General features: G+C 59.8%; 18 protein-coding genes and 2 pseudogenes. 4 read left to right on the forward strand and 16 right to left on the reverse strand.

Features of this window, described 5'->3' with window-relative positions; all coding sequences use genetic code 11:
- Positions 1-3: 3 nt before the first annotated feature.
- Positions 4-1,208: pseudogene (locus tag ACZZ0K_RS15025) on the reverse strand (acetyl-CoA C-acetyltransferase).
- Positions 1,209-1,784: 576 nt separating this feature from the next.
- On the opposite strand from ACZZ0K_RS15025, the pseudogene ACZZ0K_RS15030 reads away from it, so the two are divergent.
- A pseudogene (locus tag ACZZ0K_RS15030) lies at positions 1,785-2,605 on the forward strand (c-type cytochrome).
- A 120-nt stretch (positions 2,606-2,725) separates the two neighbouring features.
- On the opposite strand, the gene ACZZ0K_RS15035 reads toward ACZZ0K_RS15030, so the two are convergent.
- The 10 genes from ACZZ0K_RS15035 to ACZZ0K_RS15080 form a co-directional block, all read right to left on the reverse strand.
- Positions 2,726-3,529, reverse strand: a complete 804-nt coding sequence (locus ACZZ0K_RS15035; protein WP_056784068.1) for a transglutaminase family protein — start codon at positions 3,527-3,529, stop codon at positions 2,726-2,728.
- Complete coding sequence (locus ACZZ0K_RS15040) at positions 3,526-4,476, reverse strand: alpha-E domain-containing protein (RefSeq protein WP_016773788.1); 951 nt, start codon at positions 4,474-4,476, stop codon at positions 3,526-3,528. Before ACZZ0K_RS15040 ends, ACZZ0K_RS15035 begins: the two co-directional genes overlap by 4 nt.
- A gap of 12 nt (positions 4,477-4,488) precedes the next feature.
- Positions 4,489-5,898: a circularly permuted type 2 ATP-grasp protein gene (locus tag ACZZ0K_RS15045; RefSeq protein WP_056784066.1), complete on the reverse strand. Its 1,410-nt coding sequence runs from the start codon at positions 5,896-5,898 to the stop codon at positions 4,489-4,491.
- A 477-nt stretch (positions 5,899-6,375) separates the two neighbouring features.
- Positions 6,376-6,723, reverse strand: a complete 348-nt coding sequence (locus ACZZ0K_RS15050; RefSeq protein WP_003223226.1) for a ribonuclease E inhibitor RraB — start codon at positions 6,721-6,723, stop codon at positions 6,376-6,378.
- A 209-nt stretch (positions 6,724-6,932) separates the two neighbouring features.
- On the reverse strand, positions 6,933-7,166 hold the full coding sequence (locus ACZZ0K_RS15055; protein ID WP_122602845.1) for a hypothetical protein: 234 nt from the start codon (positions 7,164-7,166) through the stop codon (positions 6,933-6,935).
- 288 nt (positions 7,167-7,454) lie between these two features.
- Positions 7,455-8,330 carry a polyamine aminopropyltransferase gene (gene speE, locus ACZZ0K_RS15060; RefSeq protein ID WP_016773785.1) on the reverse strand — a complete coding sequence of 292 codons (876 nt, stop codon included), beginning with the start codon at positions 8,328-8,330 and terminating at the stop codon, positions 7,455-7,457.
- A gap of 241 nt (positions 8,331-8,571) precedes the next feature.
- Positions 8,572-8,763 (reverse strand): PLDc N-terminal domain-containing protein, encoded by a 192-nt coding sequence (locus tag ACZZ0K_RS15065; protein ID WP_016773784.1) that lies wholly within the window; start codon positions 8,761-8,763, stop codon positions 8,572-8,574.
- A gap of 71 nt (positions 8,764-8,834) precedes the next feature.
- Positions 8,835-9,365, reverse strand: coding sequence for a hypothetical protein (locus ACZZ0K_RS15070; RefSeq protein WP_258707829.1), 531 nt, complete (start codon positions 9,363-9,365; stop codon positions 8,835-8,837).
- Positions 9,366-9,523: 158 nt separating this feature from the next.
- Entirely contained in the window at positions 9,524-10,042 is a 519-nt protein-coding gene (locus tag ACZZ0K_RS15075; protein ID WP_150741359.1) for an ankyrin repeat domain-containing protein, read from the reverse strand.
- Positions 10,043-10,136: 94 nt separating this feature from the next.
- On the reverse strand, positions 10,137-11,975 hold the full coding sequence (locus ACZZ0K_RS15080; protein WP_258707828.1) for a long-chain-acyl-CoA synthetase: 1,839 nt from the start codon (positions 11,973-11,975) through the stop codon (positions 10,137-10,139).
- Positions 11,976-12,360: 385 nt separating this feature from the next.
- On the opposite strand from ACZZ0K_RS15080, the gene ACZZ0K_RS15085 reads away from it, so the two are divergent.
- Positions 12,361-12,639: a DUF3509 domain-containing protein gene (locus ACZZ0K_RS15085; RefSeq protein ID WP_016773780.1), complete on the forward strand. Its 279-nt coding sequence runs from the start codon at positions 12,361-12,363 to the stop codon at positions 12,637-12,639.
- A gap of 80 nt (positions 12,640-12,719) precedes the next feature.
- On the opposite strand, the gene mtnC is transcribed toward ACZZ0K_RS15085, so the two are convergent.
- The 5 genes from mtnC to aroC all read right to left on the reverse strand — a co-directional run bounded on the left by mtnC (position 12,720) and on the right by aroC (position 16,940).
- On the reverse strand, positions 12,720-13,403 hold the full coding sequence (mtnC, locus tag ACZZ0K_RS15090; protein ID WP_206420757.1) for an acireductone synthase: 684 nt from the start codon (positions 13,401-13,403) through the stop codon (positions 12,720-12,722).
- Positions 13,404-13,407: 4 nt separating this feature from the next.
- The gene (locus tag ACZZ0K_RS15095) at positions 13,408-13,953 is read right to left on the reverse strand and encodes a 1,2-dihydroxy-3-keto-5-methylthiopentene dioxygenase (protein WP_038861971.1); all 546 of its coding nucleotides are present in this window, start codon (positions 13,951-13,953) and stop codon (positions 13,408-13,410) included.
- Between the two features lie 92 nt (positions 13,954-14,045).
- On the reverse strand, positions 14,046-14,672 hold the full coding sequence (locus ACZZ0K_RS15100) for a methylthioribulose 1-phosphate dehydratase (RefSeq protein ID WP_024012225.1): 627 nt from the start codon (positions 14,670-14,672) through the stop codon (positions 14,046-14,048).
- Positions 14,669-15,814: an MFS transporter gene (locus ACZZ0K_RS15105; RefSeq protein WP_258707827.1), complete on the reverse strand. Its 1,146-nt coding sequence runs from the start codon at positions 15,812-15,814 to the stop codon at positions 14,669-14,671. The genes ACZZ0K_RS15100 and ACZZ0K_RS15105 overlap by 4 nt, the downstream gene beginning before the upstream one ends.
- A 34-nt stretch (positions 15,815-15,848) precedes the next feature.
- Positions 15,849-16,940, reverse strand: a complete 1,092-nt coding sequence (gene aroC / locus ACZZ0K_RS15110; RefSeq protein ID WP_258707826.1) for a chorismate synthase — start codon at positions 16,938-16,940, stop codon at positions 15,849-15,851.
- Between the two features lie 130 nt (positions 16,941-17,070).
- Here aroC and ACZZ0K_RS15115 point away from each other — a divergent pair, with 130 nt between their 5' ends.
- Together ACZZ0K_RS15115 and ACZZ0K_RS15120 are read left to right on the forward strand one after the other, a co-directional pair.
- Complete coding sequence (locus tag ACZZ0K_RS15115) at positions 17,071-18,024, forward strand: alpha/beta hydrolase (protein WP_258707825.1); 954 nt, start codon at positions 17,071-17,073, stop codon at positions 18,022-18,024.
- 99 nt (positions 18,025-18,123) lie between these two features.
- Positions 18,124-18,915 carry a hypothetical protein gene (locus ACZZ0K_RS15120; protein WP_125918579.1) on the forward strand — a complete coding sequence of 264 codons (792 nt, stop codon included), beginning with the start codon at positions 18,124-18,126 and terminating at the stop codon, positions 18,913-18,915.
- Positions 18,916-18,928: the final 13 nt, after the last annotated feature.

Here is an 18,928-nt window from a genome sequence, read left to right on the forward strand (position 1 = left end):
GGCTCAGAGGCGTTCGATGATGGTGGCAATGCCCATGCCGCCGCCGACACACAGCGTCGCCAGGCCGTAGCGCAAGTTGCGCGCTTCCAGTTCATCAAGCAGGGTGCCGAGGATCGCGCAACCGGTGGCGCCCAGCGGGTGGCCCATGGCGATCGAGCCGCCGTTGACGTTGACCTTGCCCGGGTCGACGGCCATGTCCTTGATGAATTTCAACACCACCGAAGCAAACGCTTCGTTGACCTCGAACAGATCGATGTCCTCCACGCGCAGTCCGGCCTTGGCCAAGGCTTTGCGGGTCGCCGGCGCTGGGCCGGTGAGCATGATGGTCGGATCTGTGCTGGTGACGGCCGTGGCGACGATACGCGCGCGTGGCTGCAGCCCCAGCGCGCGGCCCTTGGCTTCGGAGCCGATGAGCATCAGCGCCGCACCGTCGACAATTCCGGAACTGTTGCCCGGCGTGTGCACGTGGTTGATCCGCTCGACATGGCTGTAGACCCGCAACGCCGTGGCGTCGAAGCCCATTTGCCCGATCATTTCGAAACTCGGCTTGAGCTTGCCCAGGCCCTCGAGGGTAGACTCGGCGCGGATGAACTCATCGTGGTCAAGCAGGATGATGCCGTTCTGATCCTGCACCGGCACCAGCGACTTGTTGAACGAGCCGTCGGCCCGCGCTCGTGCGGCTTTTGCTGGGAGTGCAGTGCGTAGGCATCGACATCCTGCCGGCTGAAGCCTTCGAGGGTGGCGATCAGATCGGCGCCGACGCCTTGCGGAGTGAAATGGCTGTGCAGGTTGGTCTGCGGGTCCAGTGCCCAGGCGCCGCCATCGCTGCCCATTGGCACCCGCGACATCGACTCGACGCCGCCAACCACCACCAGATCCTCGAATCCTGAGCGCACTTTCATCGCGCCAAGATTCACCGCTTCCAGACCCGAAGCGCAGAAACGGTTGATCTGCACACCGGCGACGCTGACGTCCCAGTCGGCCACTTGCACCGCCGTCTTGGCGATGTCCGAACCTTGATCGCCGATCGGCGTGACGCAGCCAAGGACGACGTCATCGACCTGACTGGTATCCAGCGCGGTGCGCGCCTGCAAAGCGCTCAGCAAACCGGCCACCAGGTTGACCGGCTTCACGCTGTGCAGCGCGCCATCGGCCTTGCCTTTGCCACGCGGAGTGCGTAACGCATCGAAAATCAAAGCTTCAGTCATGACGTCCTCGAACCTGATTTATTGTCACTTCACTTTCGCCCTGCGCCCACTGGCAAGCAATGACCACATTGCTCAAAGCCCTTGACGCACACGCTCAGACGGACGGTCATGCGGCATGAGGTGAACCGGTTCAGGTCGTCGAGTCGTCTAGCCAGCGGGCGGCAAAGAAGCTGGCAATACGCCTCATGCTTTTTAAAAGCTTTTTCCAAGATCACCATATGAAATGGATCTAAGCGAAGGCTGACGTGGGCTCTAAGGTGAAGATGTACGCCATCGTCGTCGGGTTTTGCCGAGACGGGCGTCCTTCAACAGGAAGTGCACCGCGTGCCGTCAGGGATATGCAGTCAGGCACGCATCAGGAAATAACAATAAAGGCGGTCAAGCCATGTTCAAACAACCGAAAGTACGTCAAGCAGGACTCATTCTTTTCGCCACGACGCTGTTGTTGATCTTGCCGAATCTGACCAAGGTCATCGGCTGATTCAAACGTCGCGTGCTGTATGTCGCCATTGAAAATGTGACTGGCCCGCTACCCGGGCCAGCGCGGTTGTGCCAACCTTTGCGCACTACCACGACATGGACGGCGATCATTTGAAAACGCTCATTGCGCTCGGTGCCTTGCTGCTGAGCTTGCCCTTGTCCGCCGCACAACTGGATCTGCAGTTGGGCGCAAACAGCCGCACCTGGCAGACCGAAGAGCTGCTCAAACACCCTCAGTTGCAAACTCTCACGATCAACAATGATGTTTCCTACAAGAAGGACATGACCTATCAGGCTGTGCCTCTGGCCGCCTTGCTAACGGGCGTTAGACCTGAGGATCACTTGCAAGCGGTGGCGCTGGACGGCTTTGCCGCAGAGTTGGCCGCTGCGCCATTGCTGAACAAGGACGGCGCGCGGGCATGGCTGGCGATCGAGGATCCGGCGCAGCCGTGGCCACCGCTGTCAGCCGGCAAGCACAGCGCCGGGCCGTTCTATCTGGTCTGGACCGATCCGCAGGCGGGCAATATCAGCCCCGAGCAGTGGCCGTTCGAAGTCGCCAGTATCAAGCTGATGGCCCCGGTGGCCCAACGCTTTCCTGCCCTGCTGCCCGATCCTGCCTTGAAGGCCGATGATCCGGTGAACCAGGGTTTTGCCCTGTTTCAAAAAACTGCCTGGCCTGTCACCGGTTGAATGGTGCCGGAGACGCGCAGTTCGGTCCGGATCTGAATATTCCGTATAGCCCGACCGAGTATTTCGGGGCGGATTTCTTGAAGCGCTACATCCGCGATCCGCAGAGCTTGCGTCAGTGGCCGCAGGCGAAGATGCCGGGGTTCTCCGCGCAGGTGTTGCCGGATGGAGACCTGGAAATGCTGGTGGGCTATCTCAAGCATATGGCCGGGCGCAAAGCCAAGCCTTGATGCAGTCCCCTTGTGGGAGCGAGCCTGCTCGCGAAGGCTGAGTGTCAGACGCTGATTGGCTGGCTGATGAACCGCTTTCGCGAGCAGGCTCGCTCCCACATGATTTTTGCGTGCGTCGAGCTATTGCTGCTGCACGGAAATAACCGGTGTCGGCGAGACGAACACCTTCGCATGCATCTGCTCGCAGCCACCGCCCCGGCGCATGCCACGGACCGGGCAGGCATCGAGATAATCAAGGCCCACCGCCAGCTTCAGGTGTCGCTCCGGGCGCGCCAGTTGGTTGGTCACGTCGAAGCTGTACCACGCGTCATCCAGCCACGCTTCCGCCCAAGCATGACTGGCCAGATGCTCGCAATCTTCGCTGTACAGATAACCCGACACGTAACGCGACGGCACGCCGAGGCTGCGCGCGCAGGCGAGAAAGGCGTGGGCATGATCCTGACAGACCCCGGCCCGACCGGCGAAAGCTTCGGCGGCGCTGGTGTCGACTTCGGTGGAGCCCGGCGTGTAGCTCATGTGCTGATTCAGACCGTGCATCAAGTCGATCAGCGCGGTGCGGTCTCGCCGCTGCTTGCAGTTCTTCGCGGCAAACTCGCGCAAGGCTTCGTCGGCTTCGGTCAGGCGCGTGAAGCGCAGGAACGGCAGCGCCGACTGGCTCTCATGTTCGGCCTCGCGCAATTCGTCGATATCGACCTGACCCCGGGCGCCAATGATGATCGCTTCGTGAGGCTCGTCCATGGTCAGCACATGCAGGATGTTGCCGAACGGATCGAGCTGCGCACGCACCGGACGCGGCAGGTCGAGTTGCCAACTGAGGACATGCTGACGCTCGCTGTCGTGGGGTGTCAGGCGCAGGTACTGGATGCTCGCGCGCACCTGATCTTCGTAGTGATAGGTGGTCTCGTGGCTTATGGAAAGTCTCATGCAGCCTCCAGATAGGAACTGTGAATGGCGTTGCCCAACTGGCGCACCAGCGGGATGAATTCGGTCAGCCAGGCGTGCAGGCCTTCTTCGAGAATTTCGTTGATGCCGGTGTAACGCAGGCGCGCATCCATTTCCGCCGCCAGGCGTTGTGCCGGGCGGCCGTTGGCGCCGGGCAGCTGGGCCAGGATCTGGTCGATCTCTTCGGTACAGGCACGCAGCGAACGCGGCACATCGGCGCGCAACAGCAGCAATTCGGCGACATGCCGGGCGCCGGGCGCGTCGCGGTAGATTTCGGTGTAGGCCTCGAACGACGACAACGCCCGCAGCAGCGCACTCCACTGGTAATAAGCGTGCGCGGTGCCATCGCTGACCGCTTCGGCCTGATCGCCGGCCATTTCGTAACGCGCATCAAGCAGGCGCAGCGTGTTGTCCGCGCGCTCGATAAACGTGCCCAGACGAATAAAGCGAAACGCGTCGTTGCGCATGATCGTGCCGTAAGAGGCGCCGCGAAACAGGTGCGAACGCTCCTTGATCCATTCGCAGAAACGACTCATGCCATAGCGGCTCAAGCCCTGTTCGGCGATGCCGCGAATTTCCAGCCAGGTCGCGTTGATGTTTTCCCACATGTCCGCAGTGATTCGCCCGCGCACGGCATGGGCACTGGCCCGCGCTGCACCAAGGCAGCTGTAGATACTGGCCGGGTTGGCCGCATCCAGTGCGAAGAAATGCAGCAGGCGCTCTGCGTGCAGGTCGCCGTGGCGTTCAAGGTAATCGTCCAAGGTGCCGGTGATCAGCAACGGCATGGCGAGTTCGTGCAGACCGTCGCCGCGCCCGTCCTGCGGCATCAGCGACAGCGAATAACTGATGTCGAGCATGCGCGCGAGATTCTCCGCACGCTCCAGGTAACGCGACATCCAGTACAGATCCGAGGCAGTTCTACTTAACATGGCAAGCTTCCTTCAATCCTCGACTACCCAGGTGTCCTTGGTCCCGCCGCCCTGGGAGGAGTTCACCACCAGGGAGCCTTCACGCAACGCGACACGGGTCAAACCGCCAGGCACCACACGGGTTTCGCGGCCGGACAGCACGAACGGACGCAAGTCGATATGGCGCGGCGCGATGCCGTTTTCGACAAAGGTCGGACAGGTCGACAGCGACAGCGTCGGCTGCGCAATGTAGGCATGGGGTTTGGCTTTGATGCGCTCGCGAAAGGCATCGATTTCCGCCGTCGTCGCGGCCGGTCCGACCAGCATCCCGTAACCGCCGGAGCCCTGGGTTTCCTTGACGACCAAATCCGCAAGATTGGCCAGTACGTGGGACAGCTCGGACGGGTTGCGGCATTGCCAGGTCGGCACGTTTTTCAGGATCGGCTCTTCGTCGAGGTAAAAACGGATCATGTCGGTGACAAACGGGTAAACCGATTTATCGTCCGCGACCCCGGTGCCGATGGCATTGGCCAGCACCACATTGCCGGAGCGATAAGACGACAGCAGCCCCGGCACGCCGAGCATCGAGTCCGGGTTGAACGCCAGCGGATCAAGGAACGCGTCGTCGAGGCGGCGATAGATCACGTCGACCGCTTTCGGGCCATCGGTGGTGCGCATGAATACCTTGTCGTCACGCACGAACAGATCTGCGCCTTCCACCAGTTCAACGCCCATCTCCCGCGCCAGAAACGCATGTTCGAAGAACGCGCTGTTGAAGCGTCCCGGCGTCAACACCACCACGCTCGGGTTGTCGATCGGGCTTGAGCTTTTCAGGGTGTCGAGCAGCAGATTGGGATAGTGATCGATCGGGGCGATGCGCTGGGCGGAGAACAGTTCGGGGAACAGGCGCATCATCATCTTGCGGTCTTCGAGCATGTAGCTGACGCCACTGGGTGTGCGCAGGTTGTCTTCGAGAACGTAATAAGTGCCATCGCCATCGCGCACCAGATCGACGCCGGAGATGTGCGAATAGATATCGCGGTGCAGATCCAGACCTTGCATCGCCAATTGGTATTGTTCGTTGGCCAGCACCTGTTCGGCGGGAATGATCCCGGCCTTGATGATGCGCTGCTCGTGGTAGAGGTCGGCGAGAAACATGTTCAACGCCTTGACCCGCTGGATGCAGCCGCGCTCGACAATCCGCCATTCACTGGCGGGAATGCTGCGGGGAATGGTGTCGAACGGAATCAGGCGCTCGGTGCCCTGCTCGTCGCCATAGAGCGTGAAGGTGATCCCGGCCCGGTGAAACAACAGATCGGCCTCGCGGCGGCGCTGCGCGAGCAGCTCGTCGGGCGTCTCGGCCAGCCAGCGGGCAAATTCCCGGTAATGCGGGCGGACCAGGCCGCCGGCATCGTACATCTCGTCAAAATAGGTGCGGATCATGCCGTACTCCTTGTCACTCCGGACATACAGGCCTTCGCAAGGCCCGTGCCATCGGCATAAACGCTTTGATTTCAATCGGTTGTAGATCCACGCCGAACGCTGCGCACCATTCCTGTGCGGCAAATGCCCCGGCCCGATTGCCCCCGCTTCATTGCGACGCACTGCATCGCCTATCACCAGCATAGTCAGAGTTGATTTCACTGCCCGGCCACGACTGCGGATAATCCGCGCATTCGCTGCAAAACTTCCCCGGCACGCCGGCGCGAAGGAGACAGCTCAACTGATCTGAACTGCCTTGGCAGCCCCGTCCCGACAGGACTTTATTGCATACCCGTCTTCCCTTTTAGCCACCCTCTCCGGTGGCTTTTTTTTGCCCGGGATTCTTGTTTCAGGGTTTTGCCACTGCGATGTGCAGAAGCCAGAAACGACAACGGCCGACCCGAAGGTCAGCCGTTGTCCGACAAACAATGCGCAATATCAATTCAACCGGTAACGATTGCGCACCTCCTGCTTCACGCCCCAACCCTCGATAATGCCGCCCAGCGGTTCGACCACGGCAGAAAAGCCTTGCTCGAAATCGCCGATGTCGTCATAGGTTGCGTACATAACTTTGCTCAATTCCAGCGACCAGGCGCCGTCGTCGCGCGCACTGACCTGGGCATTGATGGATTCACCGCGAAATTTGCCTGCTGCCCTGCGCGCCCGCTCCTCGTCCGGGAAAATCGCGTAGAACTCGATGGGATGGAACCGGGAAAAATCGAAGCCGCCTTCTTTCATGCGGCGCAGAACGTTGCTGCTGATGTCTTCTTGATAGGCTGTGCTCATGAATCGTCCCCCTCGATTGATGGATAGACTTTCCGTATTCCCGCCCCGGGCCTTTTGGCCTAAGTACTACGGCAACGTGGTTGCGCGCGGGAAACAAGCATGTAGCTGACAAGACCAGACCTTAGCGATCCATTCGCTGATCTCGCTTGCAGAGTAGCCCCAAGAGAGCGCCGCTGCCAAGGCCTGGTTTACGAGATGACAGGAAGTGTTCAGACAGGGGTGATGCTGCGGATTTCGATGCCATTCTGGGTCTTGAGGTTTTTCACCTCGGCATCGGTGGTGCGCCCTTGCAGGTCGTTGAGATCCAGCTTGGCGGCAACCGGAAGAAGCCGCTCCTTGATTAGCCGAGCGGCTTCATCATCGGACGGGCATTCCTCACGTTCGAAGACTTCATCAACAATTTCGCCGTGATCATCCACGAAAGTGACTTTCCACTTTTGCATCAGTGCCTCCTCGATCAACCCGTAAATGGGCTTACCTCTATCTCGACTTTTTTCCGCGAGAGTTGGTTCAAAAGGATTACAGCCGCCAACGGTGAAAATAACCATCCGATCGATAGGGCGGACTCTGTGGCGAGGGGATTTATCCCCGTTCGGCTGCGCAGCAGTCGTAATACCGTCCATTGCGGTTCAACGGAGACACCGCGCAGGCCGGTTCAGGGATACTGCGCCTCCCAGAGGGGGTAAATCCCCTCGCCACAAAAGCTCCCTTGCAGAGCGCCTTCAGCGTGATCAGTCGTTGCTTGGCTTGTTGACCGCTTGCAGCACGTATTGCGGCAAGGCGAACGCGCCGATGTGGATTTCCGGATTGTAGTAACGGGTGACGATGCCGCTGCCGATGAAGCGCTGTTGCAGGGTTTCACGGCTGAGCTTGCGGTAGGCCGGGTTGGTCGAGCCCCAGGCGAAGGTCATCGAGCCGCCGATGTAGGTCGGCACGGCGGCCTGGTAGAAGTGCCAGTCCGGGAACAGGCTGCGCAGGCGACCGGCGGTGGTTTTGACTTCGTCGATCTGCATGAACGGCGTGCCGTTCTGAGTCACCAGGATGCCGCCTTCGTTCAGGCAGCGGTGGCACGCCTGGTAGAAGTTCTCCGAGAACAGCACTTCGCCCGGGCCGATCGGGTCGGTGGAGTCGGAGATGATCACGTCGAATTTTTCAGTGGTGGTGGCGACGAAACGCATGCCGTCATCGATCACCAGGTTCAGGCGCGGATCATCGTAGGCACCGGCGGAATGGTTCGGCAGGAATTCCTTGCACATGTCGACCACAGTGCCGTCGATTTCGACCATGGTGATGTGCTCAACGCCGGCGTGTTTGGTCACTTCGCGCAACATGCCGCCGTCACCGCCGCCGATGATCAGCACGCGCTTGGCGGTGCCGTGAGCAAGGATCGGCACGTGGGTGAGCATTTCGTGGTAGATGAATTCGTCGGCCTCGGTGGTCTGGATCACGCCGTCCAGCGCCATCACCCGGCCCATGCGCGGGTTCTGGAAGATCACCAGATGCTGGTGTTCGGTGCGCACTTCGTGCAGCAGTTTTTCCATGCGAAAACGCTGGCCGTAGCCTTCGTAGAGGGTTTCCAGGTACTCGCTGGTCTTGGTGACGGTCATGGTCAAGTGCTCCGATAAATGCGCGGGCGCCATCGTGGGGACGATTGCCCGGGAAAGGCGCGCATTCTACGTTGCCGAAGATGACAGGTCGAACCTCCGGTTGTTTTTTACCAGCGCAAACCACTGTGGGAGCGAGCCTGCTCGCGAAAGCGGAGTATCAGTTGCCGGTGATGGCGACTGACACAACGTCTTCGCGAGCAGGCTCGCTCCCACAGGGATGACCGTGTGATCGAAAATCAGCTCAGATCCGGACGTTACCCCGTGGCCCGGCAATAGCCCAGATGATCAGGCCCAGCACCGGCAGGAGGATAATCAGCAACACCCAGACGATTTTCATCCCGGTGGAGGCGCCGCTTTTGAGCACATTGATGATGGCCCAGATATCGAGGGCAAGGATGATCAGGCCGATCAGACCGTTGAACGTGGAACCCATGGTGTCGCTCCAGAATAGTGGCATGCACTTTTAGGATAGACGGTCGCGCGCAGGGTTCCCTTTTATTGCGTTCAGACGTGAACGGCGACCTTCAAGGCTTCCAGCGCTGGCGCAGCGGCGATGCCGACTTCGGCGCACAGTTCCAGCACCCGTGGCACGTCGTTGCCGTAGACCAGCACCACCTGCAGTTCGTCGTCGAGCAACTGGCTGAAGTTCATCAACGTGTAACCGCCGTTTTCCTTGTTCAGGCTGCTCATCTGCACCTGGATGCGGTTGAGTGCGGTCAGTGCTTCGGTCTTGGCCAGTTGTTTGGGCTTGAGGTTGAAATCCACGCCGGGGCCAAACGAAGCAACGATTTGTGCGAACAGATCGACATAGGTATCGGCCTGGAACAGCACAGTTTCCGGCAGGCTGCCGACCACTACCCACTCACCCAGCGGGATCGGGAATGTGTCGTCGTAGTTGATGTCCGGATTGGCGGCCAGAAAAGCATTGGCATCGGCGTAGGCCTGCGCGGCTTCGTCGGCCACTTTCAGGATCTCGTCCTCGCCCATGCAGCCGGAGCTGATTTTGCTGATGAGTTCGACGAGTGCGGCTTTCATGAGGGCGGATCCTGTAGTGACAGTAGAATTTCGGGCGCGAAGAATAGCGCAGAAAAGCAAAAGATCGCAGCCTTCGGCAGCTCCTACAGGTCCTGCGTTCACTTGGCGAACGCATCAAGTGTAGGAGCTGCCGCAGGCTGCGATCTTTTGATCGTTTATCAGGCCAACAACTTTTCCAGCTGCGCAGTGGTATCGACTGCACCCATGGTCCGCGCCGCATCCAGCGCGGTCACGCCATTGGCGTCCTTGGCTCTCGGGTCAGCACCCTGGCCGATCAGGTAATCGACGATTTCAACGCGGTTGAACATCGCCGCCATCATCAGCGCCGTGCGGCCGTCGAAGGAAGAACCTTCAATCTCGGCGCCCGCCTCGACCAGCGCCTTGACCACCGCCAGATCGCCTTTGAACGCAGCGCCGGCAATCGGGCTCTGGCCGTTGCCATTACGCATTTCCGGATCAGCTTTGTGTTTAAGCAGAACCTTCACCGCATCAACATGGCCGTAGTAGCTGGCGAGCATCAACAAGGTGTCGCCCTTGCTGTTTTTCAGGTTCACCGGCAGTCCGGCGGAGACAAGGCGATCAAGCATCTCGGCATCACCGTCGCGCGCCTTGTTGAAAACCTGCTCGGTGAATTCGGCAGCTTCTTCAGGGGTCATCTGGCGGCTTTGGTCAGACATGTGGCACTCCATTTCGGTCTATCGGAAGCCGACAGTTTCCCGAGCGCGACGGTGCCTGTCACTCGGTTTTTTCCGAGCGTCCCGATAGCCACGCTCAATACCGATGTTTGCCTTGTTGAATTTCAGCGAGGATTTGCTCACTGACATGCACATAAGTTTCGCTGCCCGGCAGCCAGGCGAAGATCGGGTCATCGCCCGTGAGGCCGGGATCGAAGCCTTCTGTTTTCAGGCGAGTCTTCTGGTACTTGAACGTGCCGGTGGTTTCCATTTTCACTTTCACCCGCAGGAACAACGGCACGGCATAAGCCGGCATACGTTGCCGGACGAAACTCAGCAATTCAGCGAAATCCAGCGTGGCCAAGGATTCCGCAGGAGTGATGGCGGCCATTCCGGCGCGCCCGTTGGTGTTGGGGATTTCGACACCGTAGGCCACGGCTTCAGCAATCAATGGATGTTGCAGCAACAGGTTCTCGACTTCGGTGGTCGACACGTTTTCACCCTTCCAGCGATACGTATCGCCGAGGCGATCAACAAATTGAGCATGGCCGAAACCGATGTTGCGCAGCAGGTCGCCGGTGTTGAAAAAGCGATCGCCCTTGTTGAACACATCGTGCAATACGACGCGGGCGGTTTTCTGCGGATCGGTGTAACCGTCCAGCGGCGCTTTTTCGTCGATCCGCGCCAGCAGCAGGCCTTGCTCGCCCTTGCCGACCTTCCGCATGAAACCATCTTCGCCGCGCAACGGTTCGCCACTGTCATGGTCGTAAGCGACCAGTTCCCAGGCCATCAGCGAAAACCCGACGGTGTTGTCGAAATTGAGGATGTTGGTGAAACCGATGTTGCCGTCGCTGGCCGCGTACAGCTCACAGATATGCTCCACCGCAAAACGTGATTTGAACTCGGCCCAAGCACCAGGACGCAGGCCATTGCCGATCATCTTGCGCACATCGTGACGGCTGTCATCGACGCTGACCGGTTGCTCGACCAGGTAGCGGCACAATTCGCCAACATAGCCGATGGTGGTCGCGCGATAGCGGCGCACATCATTCCAGAACTGGCTGGCGCTGAATTTGCGGCGGATGGCGAAACCCGAGGCGCCGTTGATCGCCGATCCCCAACACACGCACAGACCTGTGGCGTGATACAGCGGCAAGGTGCAGTAAACGACATCATCCGGGCGCATATCGAGGGCGATCATGCCGAAGCTCGCCGAACTGCGCATCCACCGTCCGTGCTTGAAAACCCCGGCCTTGGGCAGACCGGTGGTGCCGGAGGTGTAGATGTAGAAACACGGATCGTCGAAGAATACTTGCGCGCTGCTCGGCGGGTTATCGCTGCTGGCGTCAGCACTGGCGCTGATCAGATTGACGTAATCTTCGGGCGCGATGCCCGGGTGGCTGTATGTGTCCTGATCAGCGACAAACCAGGTGCGGGGCGCTGCGATCGCTACCTGATCACGCACGCCGGCATAGGCAGCGGTCAGTTCTTCCCCGACCACGATGGCCACAGGCGCAACCAGATTGATGCTGTGAACAAGCGTGTCGCGCATCAATGAGGTGTTGAGCAGCGCACTGACCGCGCCGAGCTTGGCCAGCGCCAGGATTGTCACCAGTAATTCCGCACGGTTCTCGATGAACACCGCGACCACATCGCCTTTGCCGATACCTTGCTCGCTCAGATAATGCGCAATGCGATTGGCCCACTGGTTGACCTGTGTGTAGGTCAATGCCACGTCGCCCTGCAATAACGCCACACCATCGGGATTGCGCAGCGTCGCCTGCTCGAACGTCCAGCCCAGGCCACACGTTTGGGTCGGATCCGTAACGTTGGCCACTTTCATGCCTTTGACCACCCGGGGGATGGCCTTGGCGATTATCGGCAGTTTGCGGAGCATCATGCCCCAGGTAATCGTGTCGCTTGGTGCGTGACGCATGAAAGCTCCCCGTTCGATCTTGACGTGCAGACCGCTGTTCTTGTTATCGGGTAATGACTGCGACCGACGCGTTTACATCGTGGGTCTAGAAGGAAAGTACGTCAGTGCTCGCGGGGCTGTACACGCGGTTTTTGCAATGATTTGTATCCCGCCGCGCCTACGGGGAAGAGCGGATTCTGGTACGGACGTTTGGTTCCGTTGTACGGAGAAAAATCACGCAAAATGCAGGATGCACGATGGCCATTCATGCAGATTGCACGACGCCTGCAAAATGCAATGCCTTCAACTTATTGATTTTAAAGGGATTTTATTCGCATCAATACTGGCACAAACGCTGCAACTACCTCCGCATGCTTGCCATTCAAGTACATACGGAGCTGATGACATGAGCCTGATTCAAGAAAAATTTACATCGCTGTTCTCCAACTACGAAGTCAGCACTGCCCCACGTCCTGACGGTGGCATCCTGCTCACTCTGCGTAGCAGCGACGGCAAAGTCTTCAAACGCGCCCTCTCGTATCAGCAACTGCATGCCGGTGACCAACTGTCGTGGGCGATCAGCGCGATCCGCCGCGACCTGGCCGAACAAGCCAGCGAGCTGCCGCAAATTGCAATGCTGCAGAGCCAGCAGCGTTTTGCTCTGCCGACGTATCACTCGCTGTAATTTGCTTTAAACAAAAACAGGTCGTGGAGCATGTGTTTCACGGCCTGTTTGTTTATGTCTGCCACATATTTACTGTGGGGTCAGAACGCTTCCGGTTCGATCCCGGTAAAGCTGTCCACCGTCACGTGTCCTGCCAACTCCCCGCCTTCACGCGCCAGGCCACAGGTTTTCATGCCGGCTGACTGGGCAGCGTCGAGCTCTTCGACGATATCCGACAGGAACAGGATTTCATCGGCTTCAACACCCACCGCCTGCTGAATGTTGCGGTAGGACTGCGCCTCACGCTTCGGCCCCGATGTGGTGTCAAAATAGCCGCTGAACAGCGGTGTCAGATCCCCCGCTTCCGAGCAACCGAAAATCAGTTTCTGTGCCTGGATCGAGCCGGACGAGTAAACAAACAGTTGATAACCGGCCGCATGCCAACGTTGCAGCGCTTCAACGGCATCCGGATAAACATGCCCTTTCAACTGCCCGGCCTGATAGCCCTGCGCCCAGACCATGCCCTGCAACGCCTTGAGCGGCGTGGCTTTGCGGTCTTCAGCGATCCAGCTCAAGAGGATTTCAACAACCCGCTCGACATCGGCCTGCGGCTCGTTGCTGTCGCGACGCACGGCGTCGAGCTGTTCGGCGACATCAGCACGCGAAGCGTTCTGGCGCACAAATTCGGGCAAATGTTCGGCGGCGTAGGGAAACAGCACGTCGAAGACGAAACTCACCGCGCTGGTGGTGCCTTCGATGTCGGTGAGGATGGCTTTGATCGACACGGTTTCAGTCCTCCAGACGCGGGAAACGACCGGCGATGTCTTCGCCGGTGAAATTGGCAACCCAGCCTTCCGGGTTGTTGAACAGACGAATCGCCACGAAATGCGGATGTTCGCCCATGTCGAACCAGTGCTTGGTGCCGGCCGGAACCGAGATCAGGTCGTTCTTTTCACAGAGCACGGCGTAGACGTAATCGTCGATATGCAGGGTAAACAAGCCACGACCGGCGACGAAAAATCGCACTTCGTCTTCGCCATGGCGGTGCTCTTCGAGGAACTTGGCGCGCAGCTCGGCTTTTTGCGGATGATCACTGTTGAGGCTGATCACATCGACCGTAATGTAACCGCGCTCGGTCATCAGTTTGTCAATCTGCTCTTTGTAGGCGCTGATGACCTCTTCCTGACTGGCGCCGGGCTGAATCTTCGCGGCGGCCTGCCAGCGGTCGAAACGCACGCCCTGCTCGGCCAGCGTCGAGGCGATATCTTCGAAATGGGTCAGCACCTTATTGGGAATCTCAGGGCTGGAAACGTGATAAACGGACAGGCTGCTCATGGGCAATTCCTCGGTAGCGGCGGCGCCGTCCGGCTCTTGAAGACCGGTCGGGCGCCGCATGGCATCAGGCAAACAGGCTGTTTCAGATGAATTCAGCCTTGGCGGTTCATGACGCTGCGGGTTTTCAACTCGCATTCAAACAGGAATTCAAAAGCCTCGATCTGCCGCAGCGCGTCGCTCATCTGCGCGCCCCAGGTGTAGAGGCCATGACCGCGAATCAGATAACCGACGCAATCAGGATGGGCGTCGAGCCAAGGCTGCACCTTGGCGGCGAGGCGCGCAATGTCCTGATCGTTGTCGAAAATCGGCACACGCACCCGTGATTCGTGGGTGGAAATGCCGCTGAAGGCTTTCTGCAATTCGTAGTCTTCAAATTCGATGAAATCTTCCGGGGTCAGGCGCGACAGCACCGTGGCATTCACCGAATGGGTGTGCAGCACCGCACCGATTTCCGCGCGCCAACTGTAGAGCTGGGTGTGCAGCAAGGTTTCGGCGGAGGGTTTCTTGCCCGGCTCCAGGCTATTGCCGGACAGATCGGTAGCGAGCACGTCATCCACACCCAACTGGCCCTTGTGCTTGCCCGATACGGTCAACAGCGCTTCGCTCGGCGACAGGCGTGTCGAATAGTTGCTGCTGGTGGCTGGCGACCAGCCACGGCCATATAGAAAACGCCCGGCGTCAACGATCTGCTGGGCGAGCTGTTCACGGCTAAGGCTCATGGCCTGTCCTCTTGCATACATGTGGCAATGATAACGGCAGCGGCAAGCGCTGCGAGACTGGCAATACTAAAGGTCAATGTTGCGCCGAGGGCATTCCAGCTGTAGCCGGAATACAGCGCGCCGAGCGCCCCGCCGGTGCCGGCCAGTGCCGCATACAGCGCCTGGCCCTGGCCTTGCTGGCGGGCGCCGAAACTACGTTGCACGAAAGCGATGGCAGCCGCATGAAAGCTGCCGAATGTCGCTGCATGCAACACCTGGGCAAACAACAACACCCAGAGAAACTCCGCAAACGAACCGAGCAGCACCCAACGCAACGCCGCCAGCAGGAAGCTCGCCAGCAGCACCCTGCGCAGGGAAAAGCGCGCCAGAATGCGGCTCATGGCCATGAACATCAGCACTTCCGCAACCACACCCACGGCCCAGAGCATGCCGATGACGCCACGGCTGTAACCGAGGCGTTCAAGGTGCAAAGTCAGAAAGGTGTAATACGGCCCGTGGCTGACCTGCATCAGCGCGACGCAAGCATAAAACGCCAGCACGCCGGGATGACGCAATTGCTTGAGGAAGCCCTCACCCGTCGGCCGATTGCCTTGCGCGGGCTGCGCATTCGGCACCCACAGGCTGCTGAGAACGATACCGGCCATGATCAGCACCAATGCCGCTGGGTAGATGTCCAGACTCAGCCATTCGAACAGCCGTCCCAGCACCACCACAGTGATGATGAAACCGATCGAGCCCCACAGGCGAATCTGGCTGTAACGCGAGGTCTGCCCCTGCAGATGCGCGAGGGTGATGACTTCGAACTGCGGCAGCACCGAGTGCCAGAAGAATGCATGCAGGGCCATGACCATCGCCAGCCAGGCGTAGGTCTGACTGACGAAGATCAGCGAAAAGGTCAGCAACGTACAGACCGCGCCAAAACGCACGATGGCCAGACGCCTGCCGGTGTAATCGCCGAGCCAGCCCCAGATGTTCGGCGCCACGCAGCGCATCAGCATCGGAATCGCCACCAGCTCGCCGATGCGTGCGGCGCTGAAGCCGAGGTGATCGAAGTACAGCGCCAGAAACGGCGCTGTCGATCCGAGCAAGGCGAAATAGAACAGATAGAAACTGGACAGCCGCCAGTAAGGAAGCGCCGCCACGCCGGTTATGCCGCGACGGCTTTGAGCGCAGCCATCAGAGCTGGCCCAGCACCGGCGTGCTCACGCGCACATCGGCGTTCTGCCCACGGTGGCGCAGCAGGTGATCCATCAGCACGATGGCCATCATCGCTTCGGCGATCGGCGTCGCGCGGATGCCGACGCATGGGTCGTGACGCCCCTTGGTGATCACATCGACCGGGTTGCCATCCACGTCGATCGAACGCCCCGGGGTGGTGATGCTCGAGGTCGGTTTCAACGCCAGATGCGCAACGATCGGCTGCCCGGACGAGATACCGCCGAGGATGCCGCCGGCGTTGTTGCTGAGAAAACCTTCCGGCGTCAGTTCATCGCGGTGTTCGGTGCCGCGCTGGGCGACACAGGCGAAACCGGCGCCGATCTCGACGCCTTTGACCGCGTTGATGCTCATCAGCGCGTGGGCCAGTTCGGCGTCGAGGCGATCGAAGATCGGCTCGCCAAGACCCGGCATCACGCCTTCGGCGACCACGGTGATCTTCGCTCCGACCGAGTCCTGATCGCGGCGCAACTGGTCCATGTACGCTTCCAGCTCCGGGACCTTGTCCGGGTCAGGACTGAAAAAGGCGTTTTCTTCGACCGAATCCCAGGTCTTGAACGGAATTTCGATCGGGCCGAGCTGGCTCATGTAACCGCGAATGACGATGCCCTGACTGGCCAGATACTTCTTGGCGATCGCACCGGCCGCCACGCGCATGGCGGTTTCCCGCGCGGAACTGCGGCCACCGCCGCGATAATCGCGTTCGCCGTATTTATGGTGATAGGTGTAGTCGGCGTGAGCCGGGCGGAACAGGTCCTTGATCGCCGAGTAGTCCTTGGACTTCTGGTCGGTATTGCGAATCAGCAGGCCGATCGAGCAACCGGTGGTGCGACCCTCGAACACGCCGGAGAGGATTTCGACTTCATCGGCTTCCTGGCGCTGAGTGGTATGGCGGCTGGTGCCAGGCTTGCGGCGATCGAGGTCGCGCTGCAGATCTTCCAGGGAAATCTCCAGGCCCGGCGGGCAGCCGTCGACAATGGCGACCAACGCCGGACCATGGCTTTCGCCAGCGGTGGTGACAGTGAACAACTTGCCGTAGGTATTGCCGGACATGCAGGACGCTCCGTGAAATCAAACCCGAATTCTTGATGCGCGCCAGTATACGCAGGCTAACCGAGTAGTTCATCCTCGAACCTTAGTGGTGCCGGCGAGTCCAACCGGCACCTTGACCAATGATGGCGTGATGATGCTGCGAGTTCTGATCTTGAGTCTTACCCTCTTTACCGGCTTTGCCCAAGCGACAGTCCTACAGCGCCCGGTCACTCTGGACACCGGCAGCGGCGAACTTTTCGGTTCGCTGTTGCTGCCCAAGTCCGACAGCCCGGTGCCGATTGTTCTGATGATTTCTGGCTCAGGTCCTACAGATCGCGACGGAAACAACCCCGACGGCGGACGCAATGACAGCCTCAAGCGCTTGGCCTGGGTGCTGGCCAAACACAACATCGCCAGCGTGCGCTACGACAAGCGTGGCGTTGCGGCAAGCCTGGCGGCAGCTCCCGATGAACGTGATTTGTCTGTAGAAGGCTACGCTGCGGACGCCGTGGCCTGGGGGCAGAAGCTCAAGGCCGATCCGCGTTTCGGCAAACTGATTCTGCTCGGCCACAGCGAAGGCGCGCTGATTGCCAGCCTCGCCGCGCCGAAGCTGGACGCAGCGGCGGTGATCTCGCTGTCCGGCAGCGCGCGCCCGGTCGATCAGGTAATCCGCGAACAGTTGGCGCGCAGCCTGCCGCCGCCACTGATGCTGCGCAGCAACGAACTGCTCGACAGCCTCAAGGCCGGCCATACCGATGACAACGTGCCGCAGCCGTTGCAGGTGATCTTTCGCCCGAGCGTGCAGCCGTACCTGATTTCGCTGTTCCGTCAGGACCCGGCGCAAGCCTTTGCCCAGCTGAAAATGCCGGCGCTGATTGTCCAGGGCAGCAACGACATTCAGGTCGGCACCGAGGACGCGAAGCTGCTCAAGGCGGCGAAACCGGACGCGCAAATGACGGTGATCGAAGGCATGAATCACGTGCTGCGCATCGTCCACAACGACATGAAGCGGCAATTGGCCTCCTACAAGGACCCGAATTTGCCCCTGGCCGCCGAACTAGGCGCCGCCGTCATCGAATTTATTGACGGAATTCGTGCAAGTTAACTGCGTTTTACCCTCCAGCCTCACAGAAAACGGCCGATAAGCCTTTGTCGCCAGCGCAACGTCTGGCGGCAAGCAGGGCTTGGACAGGATCTCGCCGTTATGACTGAAACCCAGACTTCACCCGACACCAGCGCTGAAAAAGACGCACCGCCAGCGGTCGAACTGCCGTGGGCGGACGTTCAGGCCGAGCACCACAAGATGCTCCGCCTGGCGCCGCTGCAGACCGACCGCAATACCGGCGGCCGGCCGTTGCGCTTTGTCGAATTCGGTTACGCCGAGCGCAACAGCAAAGAGCGCAGCCTGATGCGCATGGCGATCAAGCTGCCCAACCAGCGCGTGCGCAAAGAGCAGAATCATCTGGATGTGTGGGTCGACCACGCGAGCAAACGGGTGAGCTTCGGTCCCGATAGCGGCTTGCAGATTGAACCGCTGAATCGCGGTATCGGCCGCTTCATGGCTGCGCAAGGCATCAATTGGGCGAAAAAACGCTGGCCCGGCTACACCGTCGACGGCATGGACCTGAACAACAAGGACGCGCTCAACGAAGACACTCGCTTGCGCCGCGACCATTTCCTGCGCGTGCACGGTTTCGATGTGGCTTACGCCGACGCCCAGCATTTGAAAGGCAGCATCAAGGCGGTGCAGGTCGGTGATCTGCTTGGTGACTGGAACAGCGAAAAGCTGCAGATCGTCGAAATTCTTGAAGCCGCGCAGATGCTGCAGCAGGCCGAACAGAATCTCGCCGAGCAGGAAGTGAAGCTGAAGAAGCAGGAAGAAAAAGTCAGCAAGTTCAAGCGCGAAGACGCCGGGCTGCGTTTCACCATTACGTGTCTGGTGGCATTTGCGGTGTTTCAGGCGGGGTTGTTGATCTGGATTGCTACGCACCGCTGAGGGCTTGAGCGCG

The organism is Pseudomonas sp. AC255, from assembly GCF_979258175.1.

Excerpts from the sequence above, each read along its gene's own strand:
- ACZZ0K_RS15035 (WP_056784068.1), bottom strand. The coding sequence starts at position 3,529 with ATGAGACTTTCCATAAGCCACGAGACCACCTATCACTACGAAGATCAG.
- ACZZ0K_RS15040 (WP_016773788.1), bottom strand. The coding sequence starts at position 4,476 with ATGTTAAGTAGAACTGCCTCGGATCTGTACTGGATGTCGCGTTACCTG.
- ACZZ0K_RS15045 (WP_056784066.1), bottom strand. The coding sequence starts at position 5,898 with ATGATCCGCACCTATTTTGACGAGATGTACGATGCCGGCGGCCTGGTC.
- ACZZ0K_RS15050 (WP_003223226.1), bottom strand. The coding sequence starts at position 6,723 with ATGAGCACAGCCTATCAAGAAGACATCAGCAGCAACGTTCTGCGCCGC.
- ACZZ0K_RS15055 (WP_122602845.1), bottom strand. The coding sequence starts at position 7,166 with ATGCAAAAGTGGAAAGTCACTTTCGTGGATGATCACGGCGAAATTGTT.
- speE (WP_016773785.1), bottom strand. The coding sequence starts at position 8,330 with ATGACCGTCACCAAGACCAGCGAGTACCTGGAAACCCTCTACGAAGGC.
- ACZZ0K_RS15065 (WP_016773784.1), bottom strand. The coding sequence starts at position 8,763 with ATGGGTTCCACGTTCAACGGTCTGATCGGCCTGATCATCCTTGCCCTC.
- ACZZ0K_RS15070 (WP_258707829.1), bottom strand. The coding sequence starts at position 9,365 with ATGAAAGCCGCACTCGTCGAACTCATCAGCAAAATCAGCTCCGGCTGC.
- ACZZ0K_RS15075 (WP_150741359.1), bottom strand. The coding sequence starts at position 10,042 with ATGTCTGACCAAAGCCGCCAGATGACCCCTGAAGAAGCTGCCGAATTC.
- ACZZ0K_RS15080 (WP_258707828.1), bottom strand. The coding sequence starts at position 11,975 with ATGCGTCACGCACCAAGCGACACGATTACCTGGGGCATGATGCTCCGC.
- ACZZ0K_RS15085 (WP_016773780.1), top strand. The coding sequence starts at position 12,361 with ATGAGCCTGATTCAAGAAAAATTTACATCGCTGTTCTCCAACTACGAA.
- ACZZ0K_RS15095 (WP_038861971.1), bottom strand. The coding sequence starts at position 13,953 with ATGAGCAGCCTGTCCGTTTATCACGTTTCCAGCCCTGAGATTCCCAAT.
- ACZZ0K_RS15100 (WP_024012225.1), bottom strand. The coding sequence starts at position 14,672 with ATGAGCCTTAGCCGTGAACAGCTCGCCCAGCAGATCGTTGACGCCGGG.
- aroC (WP_258707826.1), bottom strand. The coding sequence starts at position 16,940 with ATGTCCGGCAATACCTACGGCAAGTTGTTCACTGTCACCACCGCTGGC.
- ACZZ0K_RS15115 (WP_258707825.1), top strand. The coding sequence starts at position 17,071 with ATGATGCTGCGAGTTCTGATCTTGAGTCTTACCCTCTTTACCGGCTTT.
- ACZZ0K_RS15120 (WP_125918579.1), top strand. The coding sequence starts at position 18,124 with ATGACTGAAACCCAGACTTCACCCGACACCAGCGCTGAAAAAGACGCA.